We start from the raw sequence: 24873 nt of genomic DNA, 5'->3' as shown, positions 1-24873 counted from the left end.
AAATTAAAGATTTTCGCTATTAAGTAGATAAAGTAGAACAAGATAGTTTTTCATTCATACTTAGAAAACTATTGAGCAAATATAATAACAGTGGAACAGCGAATGAACTTTTTAAAAAAAATGCCAATTGCGACTAAGATTTTCCTCATTCCGGGTATCGCAGCGCTAAGTTTTATTATTTACTTGCTTATTACTGTCTACACCGCCTTAAATAACGGTGCGACCCTTGAGCGTGTTCAAAAAGTTCAGTTCCCTGCGCTACAATTATCTGCTTCCACCCTTGTTGAAATGCAAAAAGTTCGTGATACCCTTTCAAGTGCGGTTACTACTGGCGACCAAGATACCCTTGTCATGGCGCAGGAACTTGCTGATGAGGCAAAAGCCGGTCTTTATCAGATAGCGTCTATTAGCCCTGATTTTCGCAATGATATTTCTCGAATTTCATCAGGGTTCGATGATTATTTTAAAGTCGCTTTCGACGTTTCTCAGTCCATGGTCAATGGAACCGCTGATTTTAGCCGCCTTGGTGAGCTTTCCTCAAAGATGAACAAGTCTTATGACGGTGTTATCGCGTCCATGTCCAAGTTCAGAGACGAACAACAAGCAGCGTTCGAGGATGCATTTGAAAATACAGACAGTGCAAATACCTCGTTAATCAGTACCGGGGTAATTTTAGCCATCGTTGTTACCATTTTACTGTTTGCTACTGCCGTACCTATCGTTAGGGGCATTAAGCAAAGCATCGACGATGTGGTCCGTTCACTTAAGGATATCGCACAAGAAAATGGCGACTTGACGGTACGCATCGAAACAAAAAGTGAAGACGAGATTGGTGATCTGGTTTACTGGTTTAATCAGTTCATGGATAAATTACAGGGCGTTGTGCGAGATGTAGTGGAAGCCAGCTTGCCCCTTTCTAACCTTGCCCAAAACTTACGTGGCGTTACCGAAGAGACTCAGCGTACGATAGATGTTCAGCAGCGTTCGGCCACTAACGCGAAACAGGCTGTAGATACAATGAGCGGCTCGGTTGATGGCGTTGCACACAGTGCTGCACAGGCCGCGAGCGATGCCAACGAGGCGACCAGTGCTGCAAGTGAAGGTCGTCAAATAGTACAGCAGACTGTAACCAGCATTCAGCAGTTAGCAGACAACGTGCGTGAAACCGCTGACGTGATAGCGCGACTTGAATCCGATTCAAACAAGGTGGGTTCTGTACTTGACGTTATTAAAGGAATAGCCGAGCAAACTAACTTACTTGCGCTTAACGCCGCCATTGAAGCGGCACGAGCAGGTGAGCAAGGCCGAGGCTTCGCTGTAGTTGCGGATGAAGTACGTACGTTGGCATCGCGTACCCAACAATCGACAGAAGAGATTCAAAGTACCATTGAACAATTACAAAGCGCAGCGCACTCTGCGGTAGAAGTCATGGCTCGCGGTACTGAACAAGCGTCTAGTAGCGTAGAAACTGCGAATAAGGCAGGAAGTAGCTTGGAAACAATCACAAGCACCATTGGTCGTATTAACCAGATGAATGAGCAGATTGCACATAACACAGAAGACCAGCGCACTGTGGCGGTAGACATAGTTCGTCATGTTGACGAAATTCATCATCGTACAGAGCAGACTGCTAGCCGCTCGGGAGAGTTAGGCACAATGTGTAATGAACTTGCAGACCTAGCACAGCACCTTGAGTCTATTGCTAAGCAGTTTAGGGTGTAGTAACAAAAGCTATTATAAGCAGCTAGTTAATGCTGTGATGAGCAACTTTAGTAAAGCCCCCATTAGGGGGCTTTTTTGCAGATATTCCCCTAACGCAATTAATTGATTGCCTTTACGACGCATAAAAAAATCCCCAGCAAGCTGGGGATTTTTATTAATGCGATTACCGCTAGAACTACTCGTCTAAGAAACTACGAAGCTGCTCAGAACGGCTAGGATGACGAAGCTTGCGAAGTGCTTTCGCTTCGATTTGACGAATACGCTCACGCGTTACATCAAACTGCTTACCCACTTCTTCAAGCGTATGGTCGGTGTTCATATCGATACCAAAACGCATACGAAGTACTTTAGCTTCTCTTGCTGTTAAACCCGCCAGTACTTCCTGAGTTGCGCCTTTCAAGCTTCCGCCTGTTGCTGAATCGAGGGGCTGGATAATTGTGCTGTCCTCGATAAAGTCACCAAGATGTGAATCTTCATCATCACCGATGGGGGTTTCCATCGAAATAGGCTCTTTAGCGATTTTAAGTACTTTGCGGATCTTATCCTCAGGCATCAACATGCGCTCAGATAATTCTTCAGGTGTAGGCTCGCGACCCATTTCTTGAAGCATCTGACGAGAGATACGATTTAGCTTATTAATCGTTTCAATCATATGAACAGGAATACGGATAGTACGCGCCTGGTCTGCGATTGAACGAGTAATAGCCTGACGAATCCACCACGTTGCATAGGTAGAAAACTTGTAACCACGACGGTATTCAAATTTATCTACTGCCTTCATTAGGCCAATATTACCTTCTTGGATAAGGTCAAGGAATTGAAGGCCGCGGTTGGTGTACTTCTTAGCGATTGAAATAACAAGACGCAAGTTAGCTTCAACCATCTCTTTCTTCGCGCGGCGTGCTTTGGCTTCACCGATAGACATGCGACGGTTGATGTCTTTGATATCAGCAATGACCAAGCCAGTTTCTTGCTCAACTTGGTTCATCTTGCTGATACAGCGCTCAATTTCTTCTTGGTTAACTGCAAGATCTGAGGCATAAGGTGCACCAGACTTAATTGTTTCGTGCAACCAAGCTGTCGACGTTTCGTTGCCAGCAAATGCTTTGATAAAATCTTTCTTAGGCATTTTAGCGTTAACGACGCAAAACTTCATAACAAGGCGTTCTTGAATGCGCACTTTATCCATCATTTCGCGCATGTTTTTAACCATGCGGTCGAACTGCTTAGGAACCAAGCGGAACTCTTTGAATACGTCGCTCAAAGCGTTAATTTGAGTACGCGCATCCGCGTGAGAGCGCCCTTTCTTCTCAATGACTTCACGGGTCTTGATGTACTGCTCACGAAGCTCTGTAAAGCGCTCACGTGCTAACTCAGGGTCAACACCGCTGTCGTCTTCTTCTTCGTCTTCGTCTTCGTCATCATCGCCATCTTCATCATCTAATTCTTCTTCAGACAATTCAGAACCAACGTGCGTTGCTGTTGGAGCAAGATCTTGATCATCATTAGGGTCAACAAAGCCAGAAATAATATCGCTTAGACGAATCTCTTCTGCTTCGTAAAGGTCCCACTGATCCAATAAGTATGTAATTGCTTCTGGATATTCGGCAACTGAACACTGAACCTGATTGATACCATCTTCGATTCGCTTAGCGATTTCAATTTCGCCTTCACGAGTAAGAAGTTCAACAGTACCCATTTCACGCATGTACATGCGAACCGGGTCAGTCGTACGGCCAATTTCACTTTCTACAGTAGCAAGTGCCTGTGCTGCTGCTTCTGCAGCATCTTCATCGGCATTTGCTTCTTGCATGAGAAGTTCGTCTGCATCAGGAGCTGATTCAGATACTTGAATTCCCATGTCATTAATCATGCGGATTATGTCTTCGATTTGATCAGAATCGACAATATCTTGCGGCAGGTGGTCGTTAACTTCTGCAAAGGTTAAGTAACCTTGCTCTTTACCTTTTGCAATCAGGAGTTTAATCTGAGACTGCTTGCTTTGCGCCATATAACCTACACTTCTCACATTCAATTAGTTTGCAATAGAAAAGACAACATACGTCTAGGTATGTTCCCTGATCTGCTGTAGTACTGCATTTGTATCAAGGCCGTTAATGCTCGATGCCACGCCGGTGTAAACCGTTACTTTTGCGATGCACATCTGCTCGGGTTTGGTTCTGCCCGTTTATGTTCGGCTATATCTTTGCTACTAGTATTGCTGCATATTTGTTCACTTCTTTAGCGTTAAGCCTAAATAAAGAAGCTTGCAGCGAATTAGCCAGTATAGCAGAATATGCGGTGGTTTTACCAGATTGATGGCCGATTTTTTAGCCAGTAATTTTCTTGCAGCCAACTGTCAAACCAGCCGGAGTTAAAAGTACTTACTACGTTAGAGCAGGCTAACCAGCAGTCTAAAAATCAAATTGATGACACGCGTGGCTAACTTTTCTGTCTTTCCCTCATAAGCAGGTTCAATTCCTGTTTCTCCGCTTGGGTAAGCGGCTGAACCCGCGAGCGTGAAATTAAGGTTTCAATTCGGCTATCAAAATGCCCATCGAGTAAGCGAGCGAAACTGTCGTTGTATACACGTTCAGCATCCTCGTCTTTTACTAAGTGTTCTTGTAACAATAATTTCGCGATAGTAGAAGAATGGGGATGGTCGCGGAAATTTTCAACAAGCTGTGCGGTTTTTGCTTTTGGATTTGCTAAACAGTAGCGATGAACATCGCGTAACAAATCCATACCCGCGGCAGTACTACCAGCAAAAATGTCTATCTGAACATCTTCGCATATCGACGCGAGTGCTGGTTTATCTATGAGCAAACGGATAAGCATCCGAAGAGGCGATAGCTTAGGCTTATTCACTTGATTTCGACTTGGGGAATACGCTTGCTTAGAGCCTTGATTTGCCCTCGTAATATCTTGTTGGAGCTTAAAGCGGTCGAACTCGCCAGTATGTTTCGCCAACTCTTCCAACAGCATTTGTTTCTGGTCTTCCCCTAGCGTACTTTCGATAAGCGGTAATGCCGCTTTTTTGAGCGCTATTTTGCCTTCAGGCGAGCCTACGTTGTGGGTTTTTAACAAATTTTCGAAAAAGAAACGTGACAGGGGCATGGCTTCATCAAGCATACCCATAAATGCTTCTTTACCTATTTGGCGTACCATAGTGTCTGGATCTTCACCATCGGGTAAGAATAAAAACGACAAACGTACGCCATCTTTTAACGCAGGTAGCGCATTTTCCAATGCGCGCCAAGCAGCTTCTCTGCCAGCTCTGTCGCCATCGTAGCAGCATACTATGTGCGACGTTGCGCGAACCAGCATTTGAATATGCTCAGGTGTCGTCGCAGTACCCAATGCAGCAGTGGCGATATTAATGTCAAATTGACTGAGTGCAACTACATCCATATAGCCTTCAACGATAACCACGGTATCTAGGTTACGATTATTTTGACGAGCAGAATAAAAACCAAATAGCTCGCTGCCTTTATGGAATATGCGAGTTTCGGGAGAGTTTAAGTATTTGGGGCCGCCATCATCGAGGACACGCCCACCAAACCCAACGACGCGGCCGCGCTTGTCTCGAATTGGAAACATAATTCGATCGCGAAAGAAGTCATACGTACGACCTTGGTCATTGCGATTAACAAGTTTTAAATCGATGAGTTGTTTAATGCGCTGTGGGTCTTTACCAAATGTATTAAGCAGGGCATCCCAACTATCTGGCGCATAGCCGATTTCCCATTGCTTAACGATATCGCCGCTGAGCCCACGATTTTTTAGATAGTCGATGGCCTTTTTGCTATTGCCGTTTTGGCGTAGCTGATGCTGAAAAAAGCGCGCAACTTGTTCCATCACTGCATAGTCGTCTTGTTGTTGTTGCTTTTTCTCTTCGCTCATCGCCGGTCGGCTGCCCTTTTCTCGGGGTACCTCAAGACCGTGGTAGCGAGCAAGTTCCTCAATAGCCTCTACAAACTCAAGGCGATCAAACTCCATGATAAAGGAGATAGCGTTGCCATGCGCTCCACAGCCAAAACAATGATAAAACTGCTTGTCTTGACTAACTGTAAAAGATGGAGATTTTTCGTTGTGGAAAGGACAGCACGCCTGATAGTTTTTGCCTGCTTTTTTAAGTTTTACTCGGCTATCGACCACTTCTACCACATCAGTACGTGATAAAAGATCATCTATGAAATCGCGCGGTATTTTTCCAGCCATGAGGGTATTTTTAAAAAGGACCATTAATGCATATGATGCAACGACGCCTTAGAAGGCCTATAGCAACATGATTAAGACAGTGGGTTACTTTAACAGGGAAGTTTAAAAATGAGAACAACGAAGGCGTGGTTACCCACACCCTCGCACTAGTTGGTTCAAGCTATAATTTACGCTTACGCGTTCAGGCGTGCCTTAATTTTTGCACTTAGCGCACCCATGTCCGTACGGCCTTGAACTTTAGGCTTTAAAGCGCCCATTACTTTACCCATATCCTGCATACCTGAAGCGCCTGTAGCGGCCATGGTTTCATCGATAAGGGCGTTTAGCTCGTCGTCACTTAAAGGCTGAGGAAGAAAATCTTCAATATAGGTAATTTCTTCTCTCTCTTTACTTGCTAGATCGTCACGATTAGCTGCATCGTACTGAGCTGCTGCGTCTTGGCGCTGTTTAACCATCTTGGTAAGTACAGCCAGAATCTGGCTATCATCAAGCGTTATTTGCTCATCAATTTCTTTTTGTTTGATGGCAGCCATAGCCATACGAATAGTACCAAGACGTAATTTTTCTTTTGCACGCATCGCATCTTTCTGCGCTGCTTTTAAATCATCAATTAGTGCCATGATGCTTCCTGTTTTTTATTAATAAATTAAGCTTATCAGGCGCTGCAAAAACTTACAGCAAAGATTACTATACCTTCAATCCTACGTTAAAAACCGAGTGTAATCATTTAGTAGGACTGCAAAGGATAAAAAATAAAGGCCCAGAAACGCGAAAGGTGCTGCAATTGCAACACCTTTCAGACTCGTTGGCTAACCCTATATTAGTAGAGTTTTACGCGACGTGCGTTTTCACGAGCTAGCTTCTTAAGATGACGCTTTTTAGCGGCAGCTTTCTTGCGCTTGCGTTCCCAAGTTGGCTTTTCGAAGAATTCACGACGACGAACTTCAGAAAGAACACCTGCTTTTTCACAAGAACGCTTAAAACGACGCAGCGCCACATCAAACGGCTCGTTTTCTCTAACTTTAACGATAGGCATTAAACACTCACCTCAAAACTTTTACTGTGTAAATCCGGGTAAAATTGTGCGCTAAAAAGGCCACCCGGGTTAAAAATGGTGCGAAATTCTAATCATATCTACAGAGAAAGTAAAGGATGAATTGCTAAAAAATAGCCAATATTGTGCATTTACCGTTCATTTACCTGATAACTGGCATTCCATGAATGTAGGATTAAAGGTAAACTCTGCGCTCGTTAAGCACCGTGTTCCTTAACTCGGCACAATTAAGCGCCCTTTTCAGACGATGTCCTTCATGATTTTTCTTTTTTTGAACGGTAATCGGTCAAAAACGTAAAACCGGATGTTTCTGATAAGGGTAGTATTATGATCGCGGCCGGATCATAAAGATGATCGCCACAGATCGCCAGTATTATTTACTTTGTTTTTGGTATTATTCGACAAGTACGGTTCATTAAAGTTGTGAACGTGTAAGCGCGTCCAAACGCAGAGCATTATCGTTAGTAGTAAAAAGGCTTACTCCCCATGCGTATTTTAGGAATTGAAACATCTTGTGACGAGACAGGCATCGCGGTTTACGATTATGAAAAAGGTTTGTTGTCACATGAGCTTTATAGTCAAGTTAAACTCCATGCAGATTATGGCGGTGTGGTCCCCGAACTTGCCTCCCGTGACCACGTTAGAAAAATCATTCCTCTCATTGAAAAAGCTATGGAAGATGCCAACACAAAGCCATCAGAAATCGACGGCGTTGCTTTTACTCAAGGACCAGGCTTGGTTGGGGCACTGCTTGTAGGATCTTCAGTAGGCCGTTCGCTGGCCTACGCATGGAATGTACCTGCGGTGGGCGTTCACCACATGGAAGGGCATTTGTTAGCGCCCATGCTTGAAGATGACGCGCCGGCATTTCCTTTCGTTGCTCTTTTGGTGTCTGGTGGCCACTCAATGCTGGTTAAAGTCGAAGGCATCGGTCAATACGAAGTACTTGGTGAGTCTATTGATGATGCCGCAGGCGAGGCGTTTGATAAAACGGCTAAGTTACTAGGGCTTGATTACCCTGGAGGGCCTTTGTTGGCGAAGTTAGCTGAAAAAGGCGAAGCAGGTCACTACAAGTTTCCACGTCCAATGACAGACAGACCGGGCCTTGATTTCAGCTTTAGTGGTTTAAAAACGTTTGCAGCGAACACCATTCGCGATGCTGACTTAACAGACAATACTGACTTGACCGCACAGCAGGTAGAGCAAACGAAAGCAAATATTGCCTATGCATTTCAAGAGGCGGTTGTCGATACGCTTATCATTAAATGTAAACGTGCGTTAAAGCAAACAGGTATGAAACGTTTAGTTATAGCGGGGGGCGTGAGTGCTAACACAATGCTACGCGCAGAGATGAAAGCCCTTATGCAAGACCTTAAGGGAGAGGTGTTTTATCCAAGCTTGGCGTATTGTACCGATAATGGTGCGATGATTGCCTATGCCGGTATGCAGCGTTTGAAAGCAGGAGAGACCTTAGCTTTGTCTTCTCAAGCTAAGCCGCGCTGGCCGCTGGATACCTTGACGGCTATTTAATATACGTCGATTGTTCGTCGCAAAACGTGCTCGTTGATGGTTTTCATTGAGCTGTTTACGACGAACGTTTGGCGTAGCCAATAACGTTTCGCGATGGAAATACACAAAAAGGCAATGAAAACATGCTTCACTGCCTTTACTGTTAATCAGATGAGCAAATAAGCAAGGGAAAGGCAGTATGAGGTTAGAAAACTGGACAACACGGTTCTCAGGCATGGTGAAATACTCGCTTGGTTTTTTTGTAACGTCACTCACTCTAGCAACGCTAATATCGTTCAATGTATTCGCTACGGGTCAGGTACTGCCAACTGGAACGCCAATGGCGCACGACTCAAAGGGGGACGCTGAAACAAATAAGCAATACGTAGTGATGATATCTTTAGACGGCTTTCGTCACGACTACATAGAGCTGCACAAAGCTAAGCATTTAAACGCCATTGCGAAGCAAGGGGTAAGGGCTGTGTCGATGACCCCTGTATACCCTTCCAACACCTTTCCCAACCACATATCTTTAGTTACCGGATTACTTCCCAAAAATCATGGCATTGTAAACAACCGGTTTTACGACAAATCGCGGCCGAACAAGGATAGCTTCGCACGATATGAACTTGGCGATGGTGGCGCAGACAGCACATGGATAAAAGCAACACCACTTTGGAATCTTGTTGAATATCACGGTATGAAGGCGGCTACTTTTTTCTGGCCAGAGTCTGACGCGCGTATATCTGGCGCATTACCCACTTACCACTATCATTATTCCAAATATTCCGATTACCAAGAGCGGGTTGATCAGATAGTCAACTGGCTCAAATTGCCTGAAATATCTCGTCCTCGCTTTATAGCTGGTTATTTTTCATTGACTGATTCAGTAGGTCACGACGAGGGGCCTTTCGCAGACAAAACTTACGATGCGGTTCAAAAAGTTGATGCGCTGATTGGCCAACTTTACCAGCGCATAAATCAACTAGATCTAAAGGTAAACTTAGTTGTTGTTTCCGACCACGGTATGACTCCGATAGACGAGGAGCAACTTCTGGACATAGCGTCACTGTCAATTCCAGAAAGCTTTATTATCGAAAATGCAGGGGCCCAGGTGCATTTGTATGCTAAAAATGACCTGTCTAACGAAGCAATCAGCAATGAAATGTCCCGCTTAGAGAAAATAGCCGAAAATCGCTTCATTGTGTTGAATAAAAAGCAGCGTGCGGCGCGTCACATGGAGGCAGGCAACAGAACGGGCGATATTATTATTGAAATTGCGCCACCCGCGCGTTTCAAGAATCCCAACAGTATGCATGTCAGTAAAGGAGGACACGGTTACCTCAATACGCTGCCTGACATGGGAGCGACGTTTGTCGCTGTAGGACCCGCGTTTGCATCAGGTACAACCCTTCCTCCATTTAGTAATCTGGAGGTATATCCAGCGCTGGCAAAAATTCTTGGTGTTGCACCGATTACACCTATAGATGGAGAGCTTGATGTGTTAAGAAAGGGGCTTATTCTTTAACTTTTCCTTTATCCCACACCTTACTTTCATTACCCGCTAGCAGGCGGGTAATGTTGTCTTTATGTCGCACTATAATAAGCAAAGAAAGCATTGCAACGGGAACGGTGTACAACGGCTTTATTAAAAACGTAAACAGAGGCGCTAGCGATACGGCGATAAGCGCGCCGAGTGAAGAGTAGCCGGTAAGAAAAACTATAATCACCCAACTTAGAATGAGCAGGCCCGCTAAATCAAGCCCAATAGGCAGCATAGCGCCAAATGCGGTAGCTACCGCTTTTCCACCTTGAAAACCAAAGTAGAGCGGGAAAATATGGCCTAGGCATGCGAATATGGCTATTAAACCCAGAGTGATAGGCTCTATACCTAAAAAATAGCTGCCATATACGGGAATAGTGCCTTTTAAAATGTCCATAACAAGAACAAGTAATGCGGGAACACGCCCACCTAGTCGGTAAACATTAGTTGCGCCTGGGTTTTTAGAACCGGCGGTTCTGGGGTCAGGTAATCCAAACAGTCGACTTATTACGACGGCACTTGAAAGTGAGCCAAAGAGGTAGGCGACAGCAATCATTAAAAGGGTTAGCGAAATCATTTATGCATTCTAGTTTTTAAAAGTATTTTTTAAGCATGTGCTATCTAAGTAAAGGGGCCTTTTTATTAGACAGATATGGGCTTTCTTACAAAGTGCGCCATGATGCACATTGCACCAAGCCGCCTAATTAAAATTATAAAACCTTGGTTGCTCCCAGTTGTCATACAGCGGTATAGTTACGACACATAAGCGTAAAGCTACTCCATCCAAACGTGATATACCACCGTTTAGCCTCAATATATGGGTGAAAGCGCAGTAGTAAGACCAGTAATCACGCCGATAACACGGCGATAGATTGGTTTGATAACAGTACAAGATGAAAAATTCCATGGGTAAAATATATATTACAGGTCTTGAGGTTGACACCCTGATTGGTGTTTATGATTGGGAACGCGAGCGCACAACCCAATTACTTCTTGACGTGACACTTGATGTTGACTTGCAAGCGGCTATGCAAAGCGATGACGTGGCCGACACCGTCGACTATGCAAAAGTCGCCGAATGTATCGTACAAGTGGGTAAAGAAAGCACGTTTGAACTACTTGAAGCTTTTGGTAGCAAAGTAATGAATTCCGTTCTTGAAAGCTTTCCAGCTAACGGAATTACACTTAAAATCGTAAAGCCAAATATCCTTCCCAACGCGCGAACGGTTGCTGTTGAAATGAGCAAAGAGCGGGTTTAATGTCTTCACACACCATATTGATTAGTATCGGTTCCAATATAGAGCGGGAACATTATACGCGGCGGTCTTTAGCGGCGTTAAAACACGTGTTCAGTGATGTCACCGTGTCTTCCGTTTACGAAAGTGAAGCGGTTGGGTTTAACGGTAACCCTTTTTACAACGCAGCAGCGCGGGCAACAACATCGAAAAGCATTGAAGAGGTGTGCGCCACGCTTAAATCTATCGAGAGAGAGAATGGCAGAGTGCACACAGACAAAAAGTTTTGTGCCAGAACCCTTGATCTTGATTTGCTTACCTATGATAGTGAGATAACCACAACCCCTGTGGTTTTGCCTCGCGAAGAAATTTGCTACAACGCGTTTGTGCTTTGGCCGTTAGCTGAACTTGTTCCCAACGACATTCACCCTGAAACGCAAGAAACCTATGCCCAAATGTGGCAAAACTTTGATAAACAAAAACAGCAACTATGGCCAATTGACTTTACTTGGAGTTAAGCAAAGGAATGACACTTTTCGAAATTATAATTTTAGCAATTATTCAGGGCGTGACTGAGTTTCTTCCTATTAGTAGCTCTGGGCATTTACTTTTACCCGCGGAACTCTTCGGATGGGTAAGCCAAGGCTTGGCCTTCGATGTTGCTGTGCACGTAGGAAGTCTACTTGCTGTCATGATTTATTTTCGCCAAGAGATAGGGCAAATGACGGTGGCTTGGGTAACGCAGGGTTTTAGCAAGCAGCAATCTACAGACAGCAAGTTAGCATGGTACGTCATTGTTGCGACCATTCCCGCTGTGATCATTGGCTTCTTAATGAAAGGCTGGATTGAAGATAATGCACGTACGGCTTTGGTGATAGCTGGCACTACCATTTTCTTTGGCTTATTACTTTGGTATGCGGATGCCACTGCTAAACGAGAAAAAGAGCTTGAAGGTTTAACATTAAAACAAGCTGTCTATATTGGTTTAGCACAAGTCTTGGCGTTAATTCCGGGGACATCTCGTTCAGGTATTACCATGACCGCAGGCTTGATGTTAGGGTTAAAGCGAGAAGCCTGCGCTCGTTTTTCTTTCTTATTATCAATTCCGGTTATTTTAGGTGCGGGACTTTTAGCTACCCTCGACTTACTTAATGCAAACGAGGCGGTTGACTGGTATGCGCTGCTATACGGCGCAGCGTTTTCTTTTGTAAGCGCCTATCTGTGTATTTATTTGTTTCTAAGCTGGATATCCCGCATTGGTATGCTGCCTTTCGTTATTTATCGTTTGGCATTAGGCGCTGTATTGCTATGGTTTGTGTTCGCGTAGCAACGAGCCATTAGCAAAGCGGCGAGTTCGAGGTTTTATGAGTATTAATTCGATGTGCATCGAACGTCACTGTTTAGACAATATTGAAAAATTACAGGCGTGAATGAAACGCGCCATAATTAATATGGAATAAGGAAGTGAGATATGGCAGAAACTATTTTTGATAAGATTATCAACAAAGAAATTCCAGCTGATATTTTGTACGAAGACGAACTTGCTCTGGCGTTTAAAGATATTAACCCTCAAGCTCCGACTCATTTTCTCGTTATACCGAAAAAGCAGATTGCGACGGTGAACGATATTGCAGAGGAAGACCGCGTTGTTGTGGGCCATTTATCTTTCATTGCCGCTAAAATCGCGAAAGAGCAGGGCTTTGCCGATCAGGGTTATCGTACGGTTATGAACTGCAATGAGTATGGCGGACAAACTGTGTATCATATTCACCTACATGTGCTAGCGGGTAAACCACTTGGCTGGCCTCCATACTCAGAGAATATGAAGCGCCACGTAGAGTAATCAAGGTTCCATAGGAAATATATAGTAAAGGCCGCACTTGCGTTTAAGGGCGGCCTTTTTGTTATATCCTTTGCTTAACCTTGATTAATCAGCAAGGCCCAGTATTTTCTTACCTTGGTTGAAGTGAATATCAACAGGAATACTTGCCGCTTCTAAACGTGCTAAATCAGATGCAAGGTCGGGTTTGATAACGCCCATGGTTTCAACCAGTTTCGCTACGCCATCGTAATCGCCGTCACCCTGCAATGTAAGAATAAGTTCAGATAATGCTTCAACAGCGGCACCCATCTTTTCCATATTCACGCGATATAGACCGTCTTCTGTTTTTTCAAACGCGCCTTGTTGGGCAAAGAAGTTGAAGCGGATCATGTTCGCTTTACCATGAGCAGAGCTTGCGCCGAAACGTACTGAGCGGAAGATACCCGCCATAAAGGTGACATAGTAATCTTCCAACGAACCTTCTGTGATTTCGCCTTTTTCAAGGAGGCTTTGCACCATATACAAACCCAGAATGTCTGCTTTGCCTTCTTCAAGGGCTGAAGCATGCTCTTTTAATGCGCCGCGCACGGTACTCGCACCATCCAATGTATTTTTAATACCAAGACCATGTGCTACCTCGTGGAACATGGTATTTGCAAAAAAGGCGTCGAAGGTAATATGTTTTCGCTGCTCGGGTACGATTAACGTGTCTGCAATAGGTACAAGAATAGTGTCGAATTTTGCGCGCATAGCGTTTTTAAGCTGAAGGCGACGGGTGCCTTTTTCTAGCTGAACACGTTCATCATTTGGCAAATTGATTGCGATGGTTTTGCTGCCCGCATTAGAATGCCCTGCATAATAAATAACGTCATAAGCATTAAGGTCGGCATCAGAACCCGGCATTTCAGCTTTATACGCCTCAGCAACCGGAAGCCCTTGCTGTAACTCAGGTAAGAAGGCTGCATATTTAGCGAGCTTGTCACTCCAAGCGAGGTCTTTAATTAGCACGTATGCTTCAAAGGCTGCGCGATAACCAAACAACTGATCTTCATAGCTTTCGATAGGGCCGATAACCAATTCAACCGGATTGGTTTTCATATCCATCCATGCCATATCAGAGGCGAGGTAGTCGTTTGATAGTAAGGCCTCTGAACGCAGTTGTAAGTATTGCTTAAAGCTCTCGTCTTCAGCGAGTGTGGACGCTTTTTTGAGAAGATCAGAAGCCTTCATCAATTCGCTTTTAAATGCTTCAGAGTAAGGCACTGAATAAAGGTTGCCTGCTTCGTCACGTTTAATCATGGAGTAAAGACCCTGTTTGTCTTTAAAGTTTGCCGTAGCAAACTCGGCTTTATCCATGTCGTGAGGGTAAAATTCGGCGCCAAGTGCTTTATCTTCATAGCCGCTAATAAAAGGCGTATCGCCGTTTAACCGGTCCCATGGGCCATAGTTTATGGCGGCAAAATGACGAACTTTTTCGTCGCTTATTGAAGAGAGAAAGGCATCTTTATCTTCGAAGAAAGCTTGCTTCCAAAATAAATCATCCATGATTTTCGATGCATCGATTAACAGAGAGAGCATTTCACGTTGATTATCGCTTAGGTGAGATAAATCACTCGTCAAATCTACACCGTGATAAATAGACAGGCGTGACTCATCAACTAACAATATTTGCTGTTTATCAGTATCAGGTGAGCTAGCTTGCGTTGTGTCGGCGCTCTTGCTGCAAGCTGAAAGTATGAATAGTCCAGCTACTGCGGCTGCAATAGGGGAGTAGCGTGAAAGTACTTTTTTCATATTATAATTACCGTTTAATCTGTCGTTGGGTAGGTAGCACACTATAGCTATGCTTTTGATTTAATACAAAAGTATGAAAAAAATTGCGTGAATTTGATAGTGCTCTGCCGCTTGTTGTCTATACTTTGAATAAGCCCTAGGTATTAGCGAAAATTTCGCTGTCACGTTTTCTATTTTTAGATGGTCGAAACCGAAGAGCTACTATAGTATGGTGTTAGAAACATCAAAGAAAAACAATAAACAGTTTGTATTTTCACGTGTCACATTTGGGTTTACACGAGTAGACGCAGGGAATGCAACGTTCAACAATTAATCTGTAACGCCGTGACTTGTCGCAGTCATCGATTAATCAGTAATGTAACTTATTGCCTTTTAAGGGCTATTTGGAACTTCCTAAGGGTAGAAATATGTCTACACAGAACGCGCTCTCAACCATTTTGGTTGAAAAAATTAATAATGATACGCTTGTACTTCCTACACTTCCCGCCATCGCGCTGAAAATTCGTAAAGCGGCAGATGATCCTGATATTAACCTTAATGCGATGGGTGATGTTATTGGTCAAGATCCATCACTTAGTGCAAGAATGATTAAGATCGCGAACAGCGCTTATATGGGGCGTAGTGTTAAAGTTAACTCCGTTAGTCAAGCGGTGACGCGCATTGGGCTGCGTCAGATAAAGAATATTTCCACGGCGTTAGCAATGGAACAGTTGTTTGTGTCTAAAAATGACGTGGTTGCGCGCTATTTACAAAAAGAATGGGCAAATACGGTGAATATTGTTGCTAGTTCTATGGCGGTACTGCAGCTTTATATTGCTCGAACTAAAAAGCGCGAAATGAGCATGGATACGATGACGCTAGCCGCGCTTGTGCACAACATTGGTGTACTTCCTATCTTAACAGAAGCAGAGCGTCATCCAGAGGTATTCGCAAACCCTTCATTTCTTGAGGTGGCAATTGACAAGTTAGCGGGCAGGATCGGCGCCAATATTATGGAGAAGTGGGGCTTCGGTGAAAGCTTTGTCAATGTTGCAAAAAATTGGAAAGACTTGAGCTATATTCCTGACGAGTTAAGTTATATCGACTTTGTTCGTGTGGGCGCTGCTGTATCAGGTGCTGCTAGTAGTCAAAAAGACGCGATTTTAAATCTAGCCATTCAGCGCGGTGTGGTAGAAGATATGGGTGAGCTTCACTCAGATGAGTTTGAAGAGCTAAGTAGCGCTGCCAAGCAAATCTTCCTCTAACGTAGGTTGTTTAGAAAAAGGGACTAAGCGCGTTATCCTATGTAGACGAGCATTAGTGGTCAATATGAGAAAGCCGATAGCGTTGAGTTATCGGCTTTTTTTGTCCATCTCAGTTAACGTGGGTGTTCTGGCGGCTTCTGAATATAAAGAAGTAGTAAACCTAAACCTAACCCCCAGACCGCAGAGGTCATGGAAAATAAACTGAAGCCTGACGCCGTACAAAGCATGGTAAGCATTGCAGGTGCTCTGTGATGTTCAACTTCCATAGCGCGCGCCACGGCGCTTTGGAGTGTGGCCAGCAACGCTAGTCCGGCAAGAAGGTGAATGATAATACTGGGCATACTGACAAATAACGCCACGACCACAGACGCTAACAGCCCCATAAATAAATACGCCACGCCGGCTGCTATTGCAGCTCTGTAGCGTTGCGACTTTTCGCTATCAGCTTGCTCGCCCATACACAGCGCTGCGGTAATGGCTGCCAGGTTAAAAGTAAACCCACCGAAAGGCGCCAATAGTGCTTGCACAATGGCAATGCCTGATAAAATTGGCTTGTGGTCGGGCGTGTATCCATGAGCGTGATGAATAGCAATGCCTGGTAAGTTTTGGGAAAGTGTAGTGATGAGAAAAAGAGGAAAGGCTAACCCAATAGCCGCACTTAAAGAGAAGCTAGGTGTAACCCAAATAGGAGCCGGTAGTGTAAAATTCGATGCCATTTCTGGTGAAAACATCGATGCGTCGCCCGGTAAAGATATAACGCCGTGTGAACTGCCCATAAATACACTAATACCCACCGACATAACCAGTAATATCAGCATTAGATAGCGGGGAAATAAACGGCTCCCAACGAGATAGGCCGCAATAAATAACGCGACTAAATACGGCGCTTCATTTACATCACTGAATATCGCTAAACATATAGGTAAGAGAATACCCGCCAAAAGTGCAGATGAAATTGCAGGAGGAATTCGACTTATCTGTTTCAGCAGACTACGGCTTTGCGCGGTCACAAGAGAAAGTAAAGCGCATATGACAAATGCCCCAATGGCTTCACTTAATCGGTAGTCACCAATACTCGTTAATAGAAAAGCCGCACCAGGTGTAGACCATGCGGTAACAATGGGCAGTTTGGAGAGCCATGAAAACAGAATGCAGGTAATGCCCATACCTAGACCAAGTGCGAGTAACCAGCTTACTACCATATCGTCACTGGCGCCGGCTTTGCGCGCTACATCGATAATGATAACAACAGAGCTGCTATAACCTACCGTAACGGCGGTAAGCCCCGCGCTGATATGGCTTAACTTCCATTTACTCATAAAAATACCCGTGCTAGAACGTCGACCCTAAATGGATTGAGCGATAAAAACAGACTCACTATGTTTATCGAATTTTTATCGTTAAAGTATGCTATCTTATCGAACTGTGCGCTATAGCGCACATAGCGAAACATAGCACTTGTGCGTTATAGCGCACAAGTGCTTTGATAGCATCTGCGAAAAAATAAAAGGCTCTGATCAGATGACAAAAGCGAATACGCCGCCTTCTGCTATTTCGAAAAGTATTTCCCAACACCTGCAATCGGTTCGCAAAGCGCGGGGGCTTTCCCTTGATAAAACAGCGCAGTTGACGGGGGTATCTAAAGCTATGCTAGGGCAAATAGAGAGAGGTGAGTCGAGTCCTACCATTGCAACGCTGTGGAAGATAGCCACAGGCCTTGAATGTTCGTTTTCTTCTTTCTTATCTGATGACGACGTTGAACTTTCCTCTCAACATGCCGAGCATAAGTTCGCTAATGATATAAACGTAACCATAAAAACCTTATTTCCATTTAGCGCTGCGACACAGTTTGAGATGTTCGAGCTTTGTTTAAAGAACTTTCATGAACAGCATTCTTCGGCTCACCAAATAGGCGTCACCGAACATATTCACGTTTTACAAGGAAAGTTAGGTGTGTTGCAAGGTGGTCAGTGGCAGGAATATAAGGCACAAGAGCAATGTATATTGCGAGCAGATCAGCCTCACGGTTATCGAGACGAGGAAGGGGAAACCCGTTTTATTGTGGTAATTCACTATCCACATTGAAACGACGTTATAGTATTCGCCAATGCACCACACATTAATAAAAACGTGGTGTAGATAATACCGCCGAATGGCCTGATTATCCTTGTAATAATAATCAGGCGCTATTATAGCGATGGGGTATCGTTGACGTTACCCCACGACTATCCGAACAGTTTTACAAACTGTCGTCGTTAAGATTAAGTGCGCCACGAAGAAAGTTGAGCAGCGTACAAATTTCCGCTGACATTAGCGCGAACTCTGCGTCAAGGCGGGCCTCAACCTGATCTTTAGGTACGTCGTCAGTCTCTTCTTTAATGCGGTCTGTGAACTTAATGCGCTTAATAGCACCGTCTTCACAAATAATAGCGGTTAGCGTTTCTGCATATTCAAATGCGACTTTTTGAACCAGTTTACCTGCATCTAGATGAATACTGATTTCTTCACTGTCTAGCGGCTGATTCTTACAACGTATAACGCTGCCTGTGTCATCGGTTGATTTAAGTTCAGCTTCTTCAAGTAGGCCTACGCCTTCTGGCGTTGACTCAGTAACCCAGTGGGTAAGTTCGCTTTGAAGGCTTCTACGCGTGAACGGCACAACCGGTAGTGAACCTATAGCCTTTCTTACCATTGCCAAAAAGGCTTCGGCTTTCCCATCAGAAGACGCATCAACCACTACTAAATTGTCGGCAAGTGATATAAAGCCGTGAGTGTAGGTATTTTTCGTAAAGGCCTGGGGCAGCAAGCGGGTCTGAATTTCTTGCTTGAGGTCGGCTTTGGCTTTTTTGCCAACCGGCGAGCCGGTTTCCATTTCGATCTTAGCTGTCATTTCATCAAGTTCAGCATTTACTACAGCCGAAGGAAGAATTTTTTCTTGTTTCTTTAATGTTATCCAAAAACGCTGTTGAACAACATGAAACATAGTGCCTTGCTTTCCAGCTTGAGAGAACGGGGAAGCAAACCCCATGGTTGCCAAATCTTGGCTGCCGCACGGTCTGAAAGCATGCTCGTTAAGGGCGCGCTCTAAATCGCCCTCGTCTAGCGATAGCGGCTGAGTAATTTGATAGGCTTTTACGTTTTTAAACCACATAGTGTAAGCATTCTCTTGATAGAAATAGGGCGCAAGCGTACCAATGTAGACGGAGCTGTGCAATTGAATAAAAGACGCTTACAAGAATAAAAGCGCGTATGCTACGCGCTTATGTTGAGACAAAACTTTTCAGGGGGGGATATTAGTTTTTAGGAAAACGAATGAAGTACTCTAAGCCTTTATCGATAGAGCTTTGTGCTTCTATCTGCCCATTCAGTGACTGTGTTACCAAGTTATACATGATGTGCGTGCCCAAACCACTGCCACCTTTGCCTCGTTTGGTGGTATAGAAAGCGTCAAAGAGTTTGCTCAACTCTTCTTCACTGAGTCCTTTACCGTCGTCGCTGTAATAAAGACTTACCGTATTATTTTCTTCTTTTACCTCTAGGGTAATGGAGCCCTTAGCCCGCCCTTCAAAGCCATGGGTAATCGAGTTCATAACCATATTCGTAACGATTTGGGCAATAGCGCCCGGCGCGCACGTAACCACCAGGTTTTGTGGGCAAGAGACATTGATTTGGTATTCGGTATGTTTAAAGCTTGGTTTCAGCGATTGAATGATTTCGTTGATATAGTCATTTAAATTAATTTCTCGTTCAGTCTCGCTTGTCTGGTCTACCGCAACCTGCTTAAAGCTAGCAATGAGGTCAGAGGCACGCTCGAGATTATTCAGCAATAATAGCGCTGTTTGTTCTGCCTCATCGATAAAACTCGCCATATTTTTACTGGTGAGGCTTTTGTCTTCAAAGTCCGTTTTTAAATTATTAAGTCTCTCTTGAAGAAAACTAGCGGCGGTGACACCGACCCCAAGCGGCGTATTTACATCATGTGCAATACCAGCTACCAAACCACCAAGTGATGCCATGCGCTCAGACTCTAGCAGCTGCTCTTGTGCATGTTTTAGCGTATCCATTGAGCCAGCTAACTCCTTATTGCGTTGTCTTAGCTCTGCTTCAATGTATTGGCGGTTTTCGTTTTCTTGCCGAAGCTCTCGCTGATGAGCTATCAGCTCGTCCTTTTGTTGTTCGAGATCGAGCATTATTTGCGATAAAGACGCGGTCTTTTTCGCGACTTCTTGTTCCAAAATGAGGTTTTGGTCATCCAACTTTTTGTTCGCAAGGGTTAACTCATTTTGCGCTTCGTTTAATTTATTATTCGAAGCGATAAGGTCGTCAATGACGCCATTGTAAGACTCTTTAAGCTGAAGTAACTCATTGTCATCTTCTAGTTTTATATTGAGTTTGCTCTCTTCAGGATGTTGGGGATCAAAGTTTTCCATCTGCTCAGTAATAGTTTGCAGAGGCTCTGAAAGCATGGTGCGAAACGCGGTCATGAATAGAAAAACTAGGAAGGTGGTCTTCACAATTGCGTTGCCGATAAGAAAAAAGACCCCAACTTCGATACGACTAAAAATTGTGTCGAAGCTTGAATACAGGGTTACGTCGCCTACAGTTGACTCTCGCCCTGAAAATTTAAATACCAGAGGAAAACTGAAGCTAAAAACACCGCCAGAGTGGTCTTCAATAATTTCGCGGTCTACAGGGGCTGGTGAGCGCTTAGCACGAAGACCGTACTCGGCAATGTAATTGCCATTTTCGCCGCGGACTTGAAGGCCTTCAACAATAGGCAAAGACATCAAACCTTCTGAGATGGCACGGACTTGGTCATGATTTAGTTCCCACAAAGCACGAGTAAGGCTAGACGAAAACGTATTTTTCAACGTCTGCAGTTCGCTTTCCACATGATTTTTTGTGCTGAGGTACTCTGTAAAAATCTGACCTACCGTAACAAGCAGCGTCAGTGAGAAATATACTGACAATACTCTGGTTAAGAGCTTCCTTGATAACCCTGTCTTGACCGCGGCCATTTATAAACATACCCCTGTTACATCAGATCTATGATTTACGACACCTTTGCGACTTAAATACTTGTTTGCTGATAAGGTGTTGGTAATTTTGACAATTCAAGAATATGCGTAAACGTGTCAATAAACAAGATTGAGTGATTAAACTTTGGACGGAACCTATTTATAAGTGTCTTAAGCTTGACACATTAATGTAATCGTTTTAATAAAACTGTCACAGACCACATTAATAATAGCGGCGATTAAAATGAGCAGGAATATAACGATGTCTCGTACAGTGTTGGTGGTTGAGGACGAAGCGCCCATTCGTGAAATGTTAAAGTTTGTATTAGAACAATCAGGATTTAACATTATTGAAGCAGAAGACTTCGATGTCGCGCAAGAAAAAATTTGTGAGCCGTATCCAGACTTAATATTGTTAGACTGGATGCTACCCGGTGGTAGCGGTGTGCAGTTGGCAAAAAGCTTGAAGCAGCACGAGTTCACACGTGATATTCCTGTCATTATGCTTACAGCGCGCGGAGAAGAAGAAGATAAAATTCGCGGTCTAGATGCTGGCGCTGATGACTATGTGACAAAGCCTTTCTCGCCAAAAGAGTTAGTTGCGCGGATCAAGGCAGTAATGCGCCGGGTTACACCAACCTCTAGCGAAGAGCCGATAGAATTTAATGGTCTTAAGCTAGAGCCGGTATCTCATCGCGTTATGGCGAATGACGACCCGCTAGATATGGGCCCAACAGAATTTAAGCTTCTTCACTTTTTCATGACGCACCCAGAACGTGTATACAGTCGAGAGTTATTGCTTGATAATGTCTGGGGAACCAACGTATATGTTGAAGACAGAACAGTCGATGTGCATATTCGACGTCTGCGTAAGGCCATATCTCGTCACGGTCACGATGCAATGATTCAAACAGTGCGCGGCGCAGGCTATCGTTTTTCTACTAAGCTATAAAGCAAATAAAATGAAGGGAGAAACACATAGTTGCTCCCTTTAGTTTTTTCGCCCTAACTGATGTGCGCTTCTTTTTACTCTTAACAACGCGAGCTATCTCATGTATTACCCGTTCTCTTGGCTGAGAAGTACACTGCGCTTAATATTATTCCTTGTGATATTTGCGCTGGTCGGGTGGTATTTAGATGACATGCTACTTGCTGTTGCTATTGGCGCAACGCTTCTGCTGCTGTTTAATTATTGGCATCTTTATAAGCTGAATCGCTGGCTATGGCACAGCCGTAAGATGTCTCCTCCCACGGTACGTGGCGTGTGGGAGCATATTTATGAAGGTATTTATTACCTTCAGCGCCGCAATCGAAACAAACGCAAAGAACTAGGCGAATTAGTTAAGCGCTTTCGGGAAGGTTCTGAAGCCTTACCTGATGCGGCGGTTGTAGTAGACGCAAAGGCGTGCATTATGTGGTGTAACCGCCTGGCACGCTTAGATTTAGGGCTGAAATGGCCTCAAGACTCAGGTCGCCGCATAGATAATTTGATCCGTCACCCTGAGTTTATTCAGTATTTCCATGCGGGCAACTACAAGTATCCCATTGAAGTGCCATCGCCCACCAATCCAAACAAAACCTTCGAATATCGCATCATGCCTTATGGTGACGAGCATCTTTTACTTATTGCCCGTGATATTACCCGTGTTTCACAGCTCGAGGAAATGCGAAAAGATTTTGTGGCGAATGTATCTCATGAGCTTCGCACGCCGCTAACGGTTATTAACGGATATCTTGAAATTCTTCCTATTGATGAAGACTCTGATCCATTCATGCAAAAGGCGATGAAAGAAATGACATCGCAAACGCAACGTATGCAAAGTTTGATTGAAGACTTATTGGTATTGTCGCGCATTGAAGCAAGCTCAGAGCGAATCTATGAGAATGTGGTTAATGTCCCTGTCATGCTCGCGCAAGTTGAACGAGAAGCGCAATCACTGAACAAAGAGAAAAATCATACAATTACATTTCACGTGGATGAAGATCTTTACGTATTTGGTGTAGAAACTGAGCTTCGAAGTGCGTGTTCGAATCTTGTGTTCAACGCCGTACACTACACCCCCGCTGGCGGTGAAATTAACGTATATTGGCAGCGTGAGGTCAATGGTGCACAGTTTTCAGTGGTAGATAACGGCGATGGTATCGAACAAAATCATCTCAATCGCTTAACCGAGCGCTTTTACCGCGTGGATAAAGCGCGATCAAGAAAAACCGGGGGGTCTGGTTTGGGCCTATCCATTGTAAAACACGTGCTGAGCCATCATAATTCGCGCTTGGAAATTTCAAGTACGTTGGGAGAGGGAAGCACCTTCTCGTTTGTTCTGGACAACGAACTCATTACAGAAAAGCTTTAAATTGGGGAGGTTACGTGTTTGAAAGGCGAGGAAAGATGATAAAGCGGTTCTGTTTTATTTCAAACGTACTTTTACTCGTTGTACTATTTTTGTCTGCCAACGCGTTTGCAAGTTCTTCAAAAGATACGCCTACTCAAACAGCTTCTCATGCTTACGACGTTCCAACTTACGAGCGAGCGCCTGGCGTAGCGGGAAAAATATCGTCTGTCGGCTCCGATACGCTCGCTAATTTAATGACATTTTGGTCACAGGAATTCAAAACGTTCTATCCCCAAGTGGGGTTTCAGATCCAAGCATCAGGTTCATCGACAGCACCACCTGCTCTTATTGAGGGCACGGCAACAATAGGCCCAATGAGCCGAGAGTTAAAGCCCAGTGAAATCCGAGACTTCACGCGAATACACGGCTACCCCCCCACTGTCTTAAAAGTTGCGATGGATGCCATCGCTATCTTTGTAGACAGACGAAACCCACTTCCAGGTATGACGTTAGAGCAAGTAGATGCCGTGTTTTCGGAAACACAGTTTTGCGGGAGCGACAATGAAATAACAAATTGGTCGCAGCTTGGTGTTGATAATATCGCTTATCGTTCTCCCATCCGTCTTTATGGAAGAAACTCCGTTTCAGGTACTTACGGCTTGTTTAAAGTGATGGCATTGTGCGATGGTGACTTTAAAAATACGGTGAATGAACAGCCAGGCTCGGCCTCTGTGGTATTGTCTGTGGCCAGTGGTACAGGTGCTATTGGCTACGCCGCCTACGGCTACAAAACAGCAGGCGTTCGTGCGTTGCCGCTAGGGGATACACTTGATGATTTAATACCTTTATCTATCGACACCGTTCGTAACGAGACCTACCCCTTTGCTCGTTTTCTTTATCTCGTTATTAATAAGAAGCCAAATGAACCATTACCTACATTAGAAAGAGAATTTCTTCGCTACATTTTGTCAAAGGAAGGGCAGCAGCAGGTATTAAGAGACGGATACTTCCCTATAAGGGAAGATGTCCTTGTGCGTCAACGGCGTTTACTTACAGAGTAAGCAATTTGTCATAATTGCGTCATAAATTGCTTTTCTGCGTTCCCTAACTTTATTCTAGGTGATTGATTCTAGAGCTCGTTCACTCTAGGGCGCGCTTTTGATGAAATTAGTCGCCGCAATTACACTAGTCATAAGTATAAGAAAAATAAAAAAATAATTTTTGAAGCTCGATTTTTTTTAGCCTCGCCCTCTTTCAGTTAGCAAAAATTTGAACTTTTTATATGAAACTTTTGTTACAGCGCCTTAATGTAACAAATGTGTCATTTACCTCAGTTAAAGTTTCCGCGTTTTCTAAATCCATAATTATACCGTACCTG

General features: G+C 44.2%; 21 protein-coding genes. 12 read left to right on the top strand and 9 right to left on the bottom strand.

What is annotated here, in order from left to right:
* The first annotated feature begins 102 nt into the window (after positions 1 to 102).
* A complete protein-coding gene (locus tag GVO62_RS12600; protein ID WP_159119540.1) occupies positions 103 to 1722 on the top strand; it encodes a methyl-accepting chemotaxis protein in 1620 nt (539 codons plus the stop codon).
* A gap of 175 nt (positions 1723 to 1897) precedes the next feature.
* Here GVO62_RS12600 and rpoD read toward each other — a convergent pair whose 3' ends face one another.
* From rpoD to rpsU, 4 genes are all read right to left on the bottom strand, one after another.
* Complete coding sequence (gene rpoD / locus GVO62_RS12595; protein ID WP_159119539.1) at positions 1898 to 3733, bottom strand: RNA polymerase sigma factor RpoD; 1836 nt, start codon at positions 3731 to 3733, stop codon at positions 1898 to 1900.
* 431 nt (positions 3734 to 4164) lie between these two features.
* The gene (dnaG, locus tag GVO62_RS12590; protein WP_159119538.1) at positions 4165 to 5943 is read right to left on the bottom strand and encodes a DNA primase; all 1779 of its coding nucleotides are present in this window, start codon (positions 5941 to 5943) and stop codon (positions 4165 to 4167) included.
* Between the two features lie 173 nt (positions 5944 to 6116).
* Positions 6117 to 6563, bottom strand: coding sequence for a GatB/YqeY domain-containing protein (locus GVO62_RS12585; RefSeq protein WP_159119537.1), 447 nt, complete (start codon positions 6561 to 6563; stop codon positions 6117 to 6119).
* Positions 6564 to 6763: 200 nt separating this feature from the next.
* Positions 6764 to 6979: a 30S ribosomal protein S21 gene (rpsU, locus tag GVO62_RS12580; protein WP_012517258.1), complete on the bottom strand. Its 216-nt coding sequence runs from the start codon at positions 6977 to 6979 to the stop codon at positions 6764 to 6766.
* A gap of 504 nt (positions 6980 to 7483) precedes the next feature.
* Here rpsU and tsaD point away from each other — a divergent pair.
* Positions 7484 to 8527: a tRNA (adenosine(37)-N6)-threonylcarbamoyltransferase complex transferase subunit TsaD gene (tsaD, locus tag GVO62_RS12575; protein ID WP_159119536.1), complete on the top strand. Its 1044-nt coding sequence runs from the start codon at positions 7484 to 7486 to the stop codon at positions 8525 to 8527.
* A gap of 319 nt (positions 8528 to 8846) precedes the next feature.
* A complete protein-coding gene (locus GVO62_RS12570) occupies positions 8847 to 10034 on the top strand; it encodes an alkaline phosphatase family protein (RefSeq protein ID WP_373996020.1) in 1188 nt (395 codons plus the stop codon).
* On the opposite strand, the gene plsY is transcribed toward GVO62_RS12570, so the two are convergent.
* Positions 10024 to 10626: a glycerol-3-phosphate 1-O-acyltransferase PlsY gene (gene plsY / locus GVO62_RS12565; protein WP_159119534.1), complete on the bottom strand. Its 603-nt coding sequence runs from the start codon at positions 10624 to 10626 to the stop codon at positions 10024 to 10026. The genes GVO62_RS12570 and plsY overlap by 11 nt on opposite strands.
* A 328-nt stretch (positions 10627 to 10954) precedes the next feature.
* Between plsY and folB the strand changes: the two genes are divergently transcribed.
* The 4 genes from folB (at position 10955) to GVO62_RS12545 (ending at position 13127) form a co-directional block, all read left to right on the top strand.
* Positions 10955 to 11308, top strand: a complete 354-nt coding sequence (gene folB, locus GVO62_RS12560) for a dihydroneopterin aldolase (RefSeq protein ID WP_105930739.1) — start codon at positions 10955 to 10957, stop codon at positions 11306 to 11308.
* Positions 11308 to 11802 carry a 2-amino-4-hydroxy-6-hydroxymethyldihydropteridine diphosphokinase gene (folK, locus tag GVO62_RS12555; RefSeq protein ID WP_159119533.1) on the top strand — a complete coding sequence of 165 codons (495 nt, stop codon included), beginning with the start codon at positions 11308 to 11310 and terminating at the stop codon, positions 11800 to 11802. The genes folB and folK overlap by 1 nt, the downstream gene beginning before the upstream one ends.
* 8 nt (positions 11803 to 11810) lie before the next feature.
* Complete coding sequence (locus tag GVO62_RS12550; RefSeq protein ID WP_159119532.1) at positions 11811 to 12611, top strand: undecaprenyl-diphosphate phosphatase; 801 nt, start codon at positions 11811 to 11813, stop codon at positions 12609 to 12611.
* Positions 12612 to 12755: 144 nt separating this feature from the next.
* On the top strand, positions 12756 to 13127 hold the full coding sequence (locus GVO62_RS12545) for a histidine triad nucleotide-binding protein (RefSeq protein ID WP_159119531.1): 372 nt from the start codon (positions 12756 to 12758) through the stop codon (positions 13125 to 13127).
* Positions 13128 to 13211: 84 nt separating this feature from the next.
* Here GVO62_RS12545 and GVO62_RS12540 read toward each other — a convergent pair whose 3' ends face one another.
* The gene (locus tag GVO62_RS12540) at positions 13212 to 14900 is read right to left on the bottom strand and encodes a dipeptidyl-peptidase 3 family protein (protein WP_159119530.1); all 1689 of its coding nucleotides are present in this window, start codon (positions 14898 to 14900) and stop codon (positions 13212 to 13214) included.
* Positions 14901 to 15307: 407 nt separating this feature from the next.
* Here GVO62_RS12540 and GVO62_RS12535 point away from each other — a divergent pair, with 407 nt between their 5' ends.
* Positions 15308 to 16144 (top strand): HDOD domain-containing protein, encoded by an 837-nt coding sequence (locus tag GVO62_RS12535; protein ID WP_159119529.1) that lies wholly within the window; start codon positions 15308 to 15310, stop codon positions 16142 to 16144.
* Between the two features lie 113 nt (positions 16145 to 16257).
* Here GVO62_RS12535 and GVO62_RS12530 read toward each other — a convergent pair whose 3' ends face one another.
* Positions 16258 to 17463 (bottom strand): benzoate/H(+) symporter BenE family transporter, encoded by a 1206-nt coding sequence (locus GVO62_RS12530; RefSeq protein WP_159119528.1) that lies wholly within the window; start codon positions 17461 to 17463, stop codon positions 16258 to 16260.
* Between the two features lie 202 nt (positions 17464 to 17665).
* Here GVO62_RS12530 and GVO62_RS12525 point away from each other — a divergent pair, with 202 nt between their 5' ends.
* A complete protein-coding gene (locus tag GVO62_RS12525) occupies positions 17666 to 18229 on the top strand; it encodes a helix-turn-helix domain-containing protein (protein WP_159119527.1) in 564 nt (187 codons plus the stop codon).
* 154 nt (positions 18230 to 18383) lie between these two features.
* Here GVO62_RS12525 and rdgC read toward each other — a convergent pair whose 3' ends face one another.
* Both rdgC and GVO62_RS12515 read right to left on the bottom strand, forming a co-directional pair.
* Entirely contained in the window at positions 18384 to 19295 is a 912-nt protein-coding gene (rdgC, locus tag GVO62_RS12520; protein WP_105930856.1) for a recombination-associated protein RdgC, read from the bottom strand.
* A 142-nt stretch (positions 19296 to 19437) separates the two neighbouring features.
* Positions 19438 to 21162 (bottom strand): sensor histidine kinase, encoded by a 1725-nt coding sequence (locus GVO62_RS12515; RefSeq protein ID WP_159119526.1) that lies wholly within the window; start codon positions 21160 to 21162, stop codon positions 19438 to 19440.
* 262 nt (positions 21163 to 21424) lie between these two features.
* Between GVO62_RS12515 and phoB the strand changes: the two genes are divergently transcribed.
* The 3 genes from phoB to GVO62_RS12500 all read left to right on the top strand — a co-directional run bounded on the left by phoB (position 21425) and on the right by GVO62_RS12500 (position 24556).
* Entirely contained in the window at positions 21425 to 22114 is a 690-nt protein-coding gene (phoB, locus tag GVO62_RS12510; protein WP_120960870.1) for a phosphate regulon transcriptional regulator PhoB, read from the top strand.
* 100 nt (positions 22115 to 22214) lie between these two features.
* Positions 22215 to 23516, top strand: a complete 1302-nt coding sequence (gene phoR, locus GVO62_RS12505) for a phosphate regulon sensor histidine kinase PhoR (RefSeq protein ID WP_159119525.1) — start codon at positions 22215 to 22217, stop codon at positions 23514 to 23516.
* 35 nt (positions 23517 to 23551) lie between these two features.
* Entirely contained in the window at positions 23552 to 24556 is a 1005-nt protein-coding gene (locus tag GVO62_RS12500) for a PstS family phosphate ABC transporter substrate-binding protein (RefSeq protein ID WP_159119524.1), read from the top strand.
* Positions 24557 to 24873 lie beyond the last annotated feature (317 nt).

This window comes from Alteromonas sp. KUL150, from assembly GCF_009811475.1.
Lineage (GTDB): Bacteria > Pseudomonadota > Gammaproteobacteria > Enterobacterales > Alteromonadaceae > Alteromonas > Alteromonas gracilis.
This window is presented reverse-complemented; position numbering and strand designations above follow the sequence as displayed.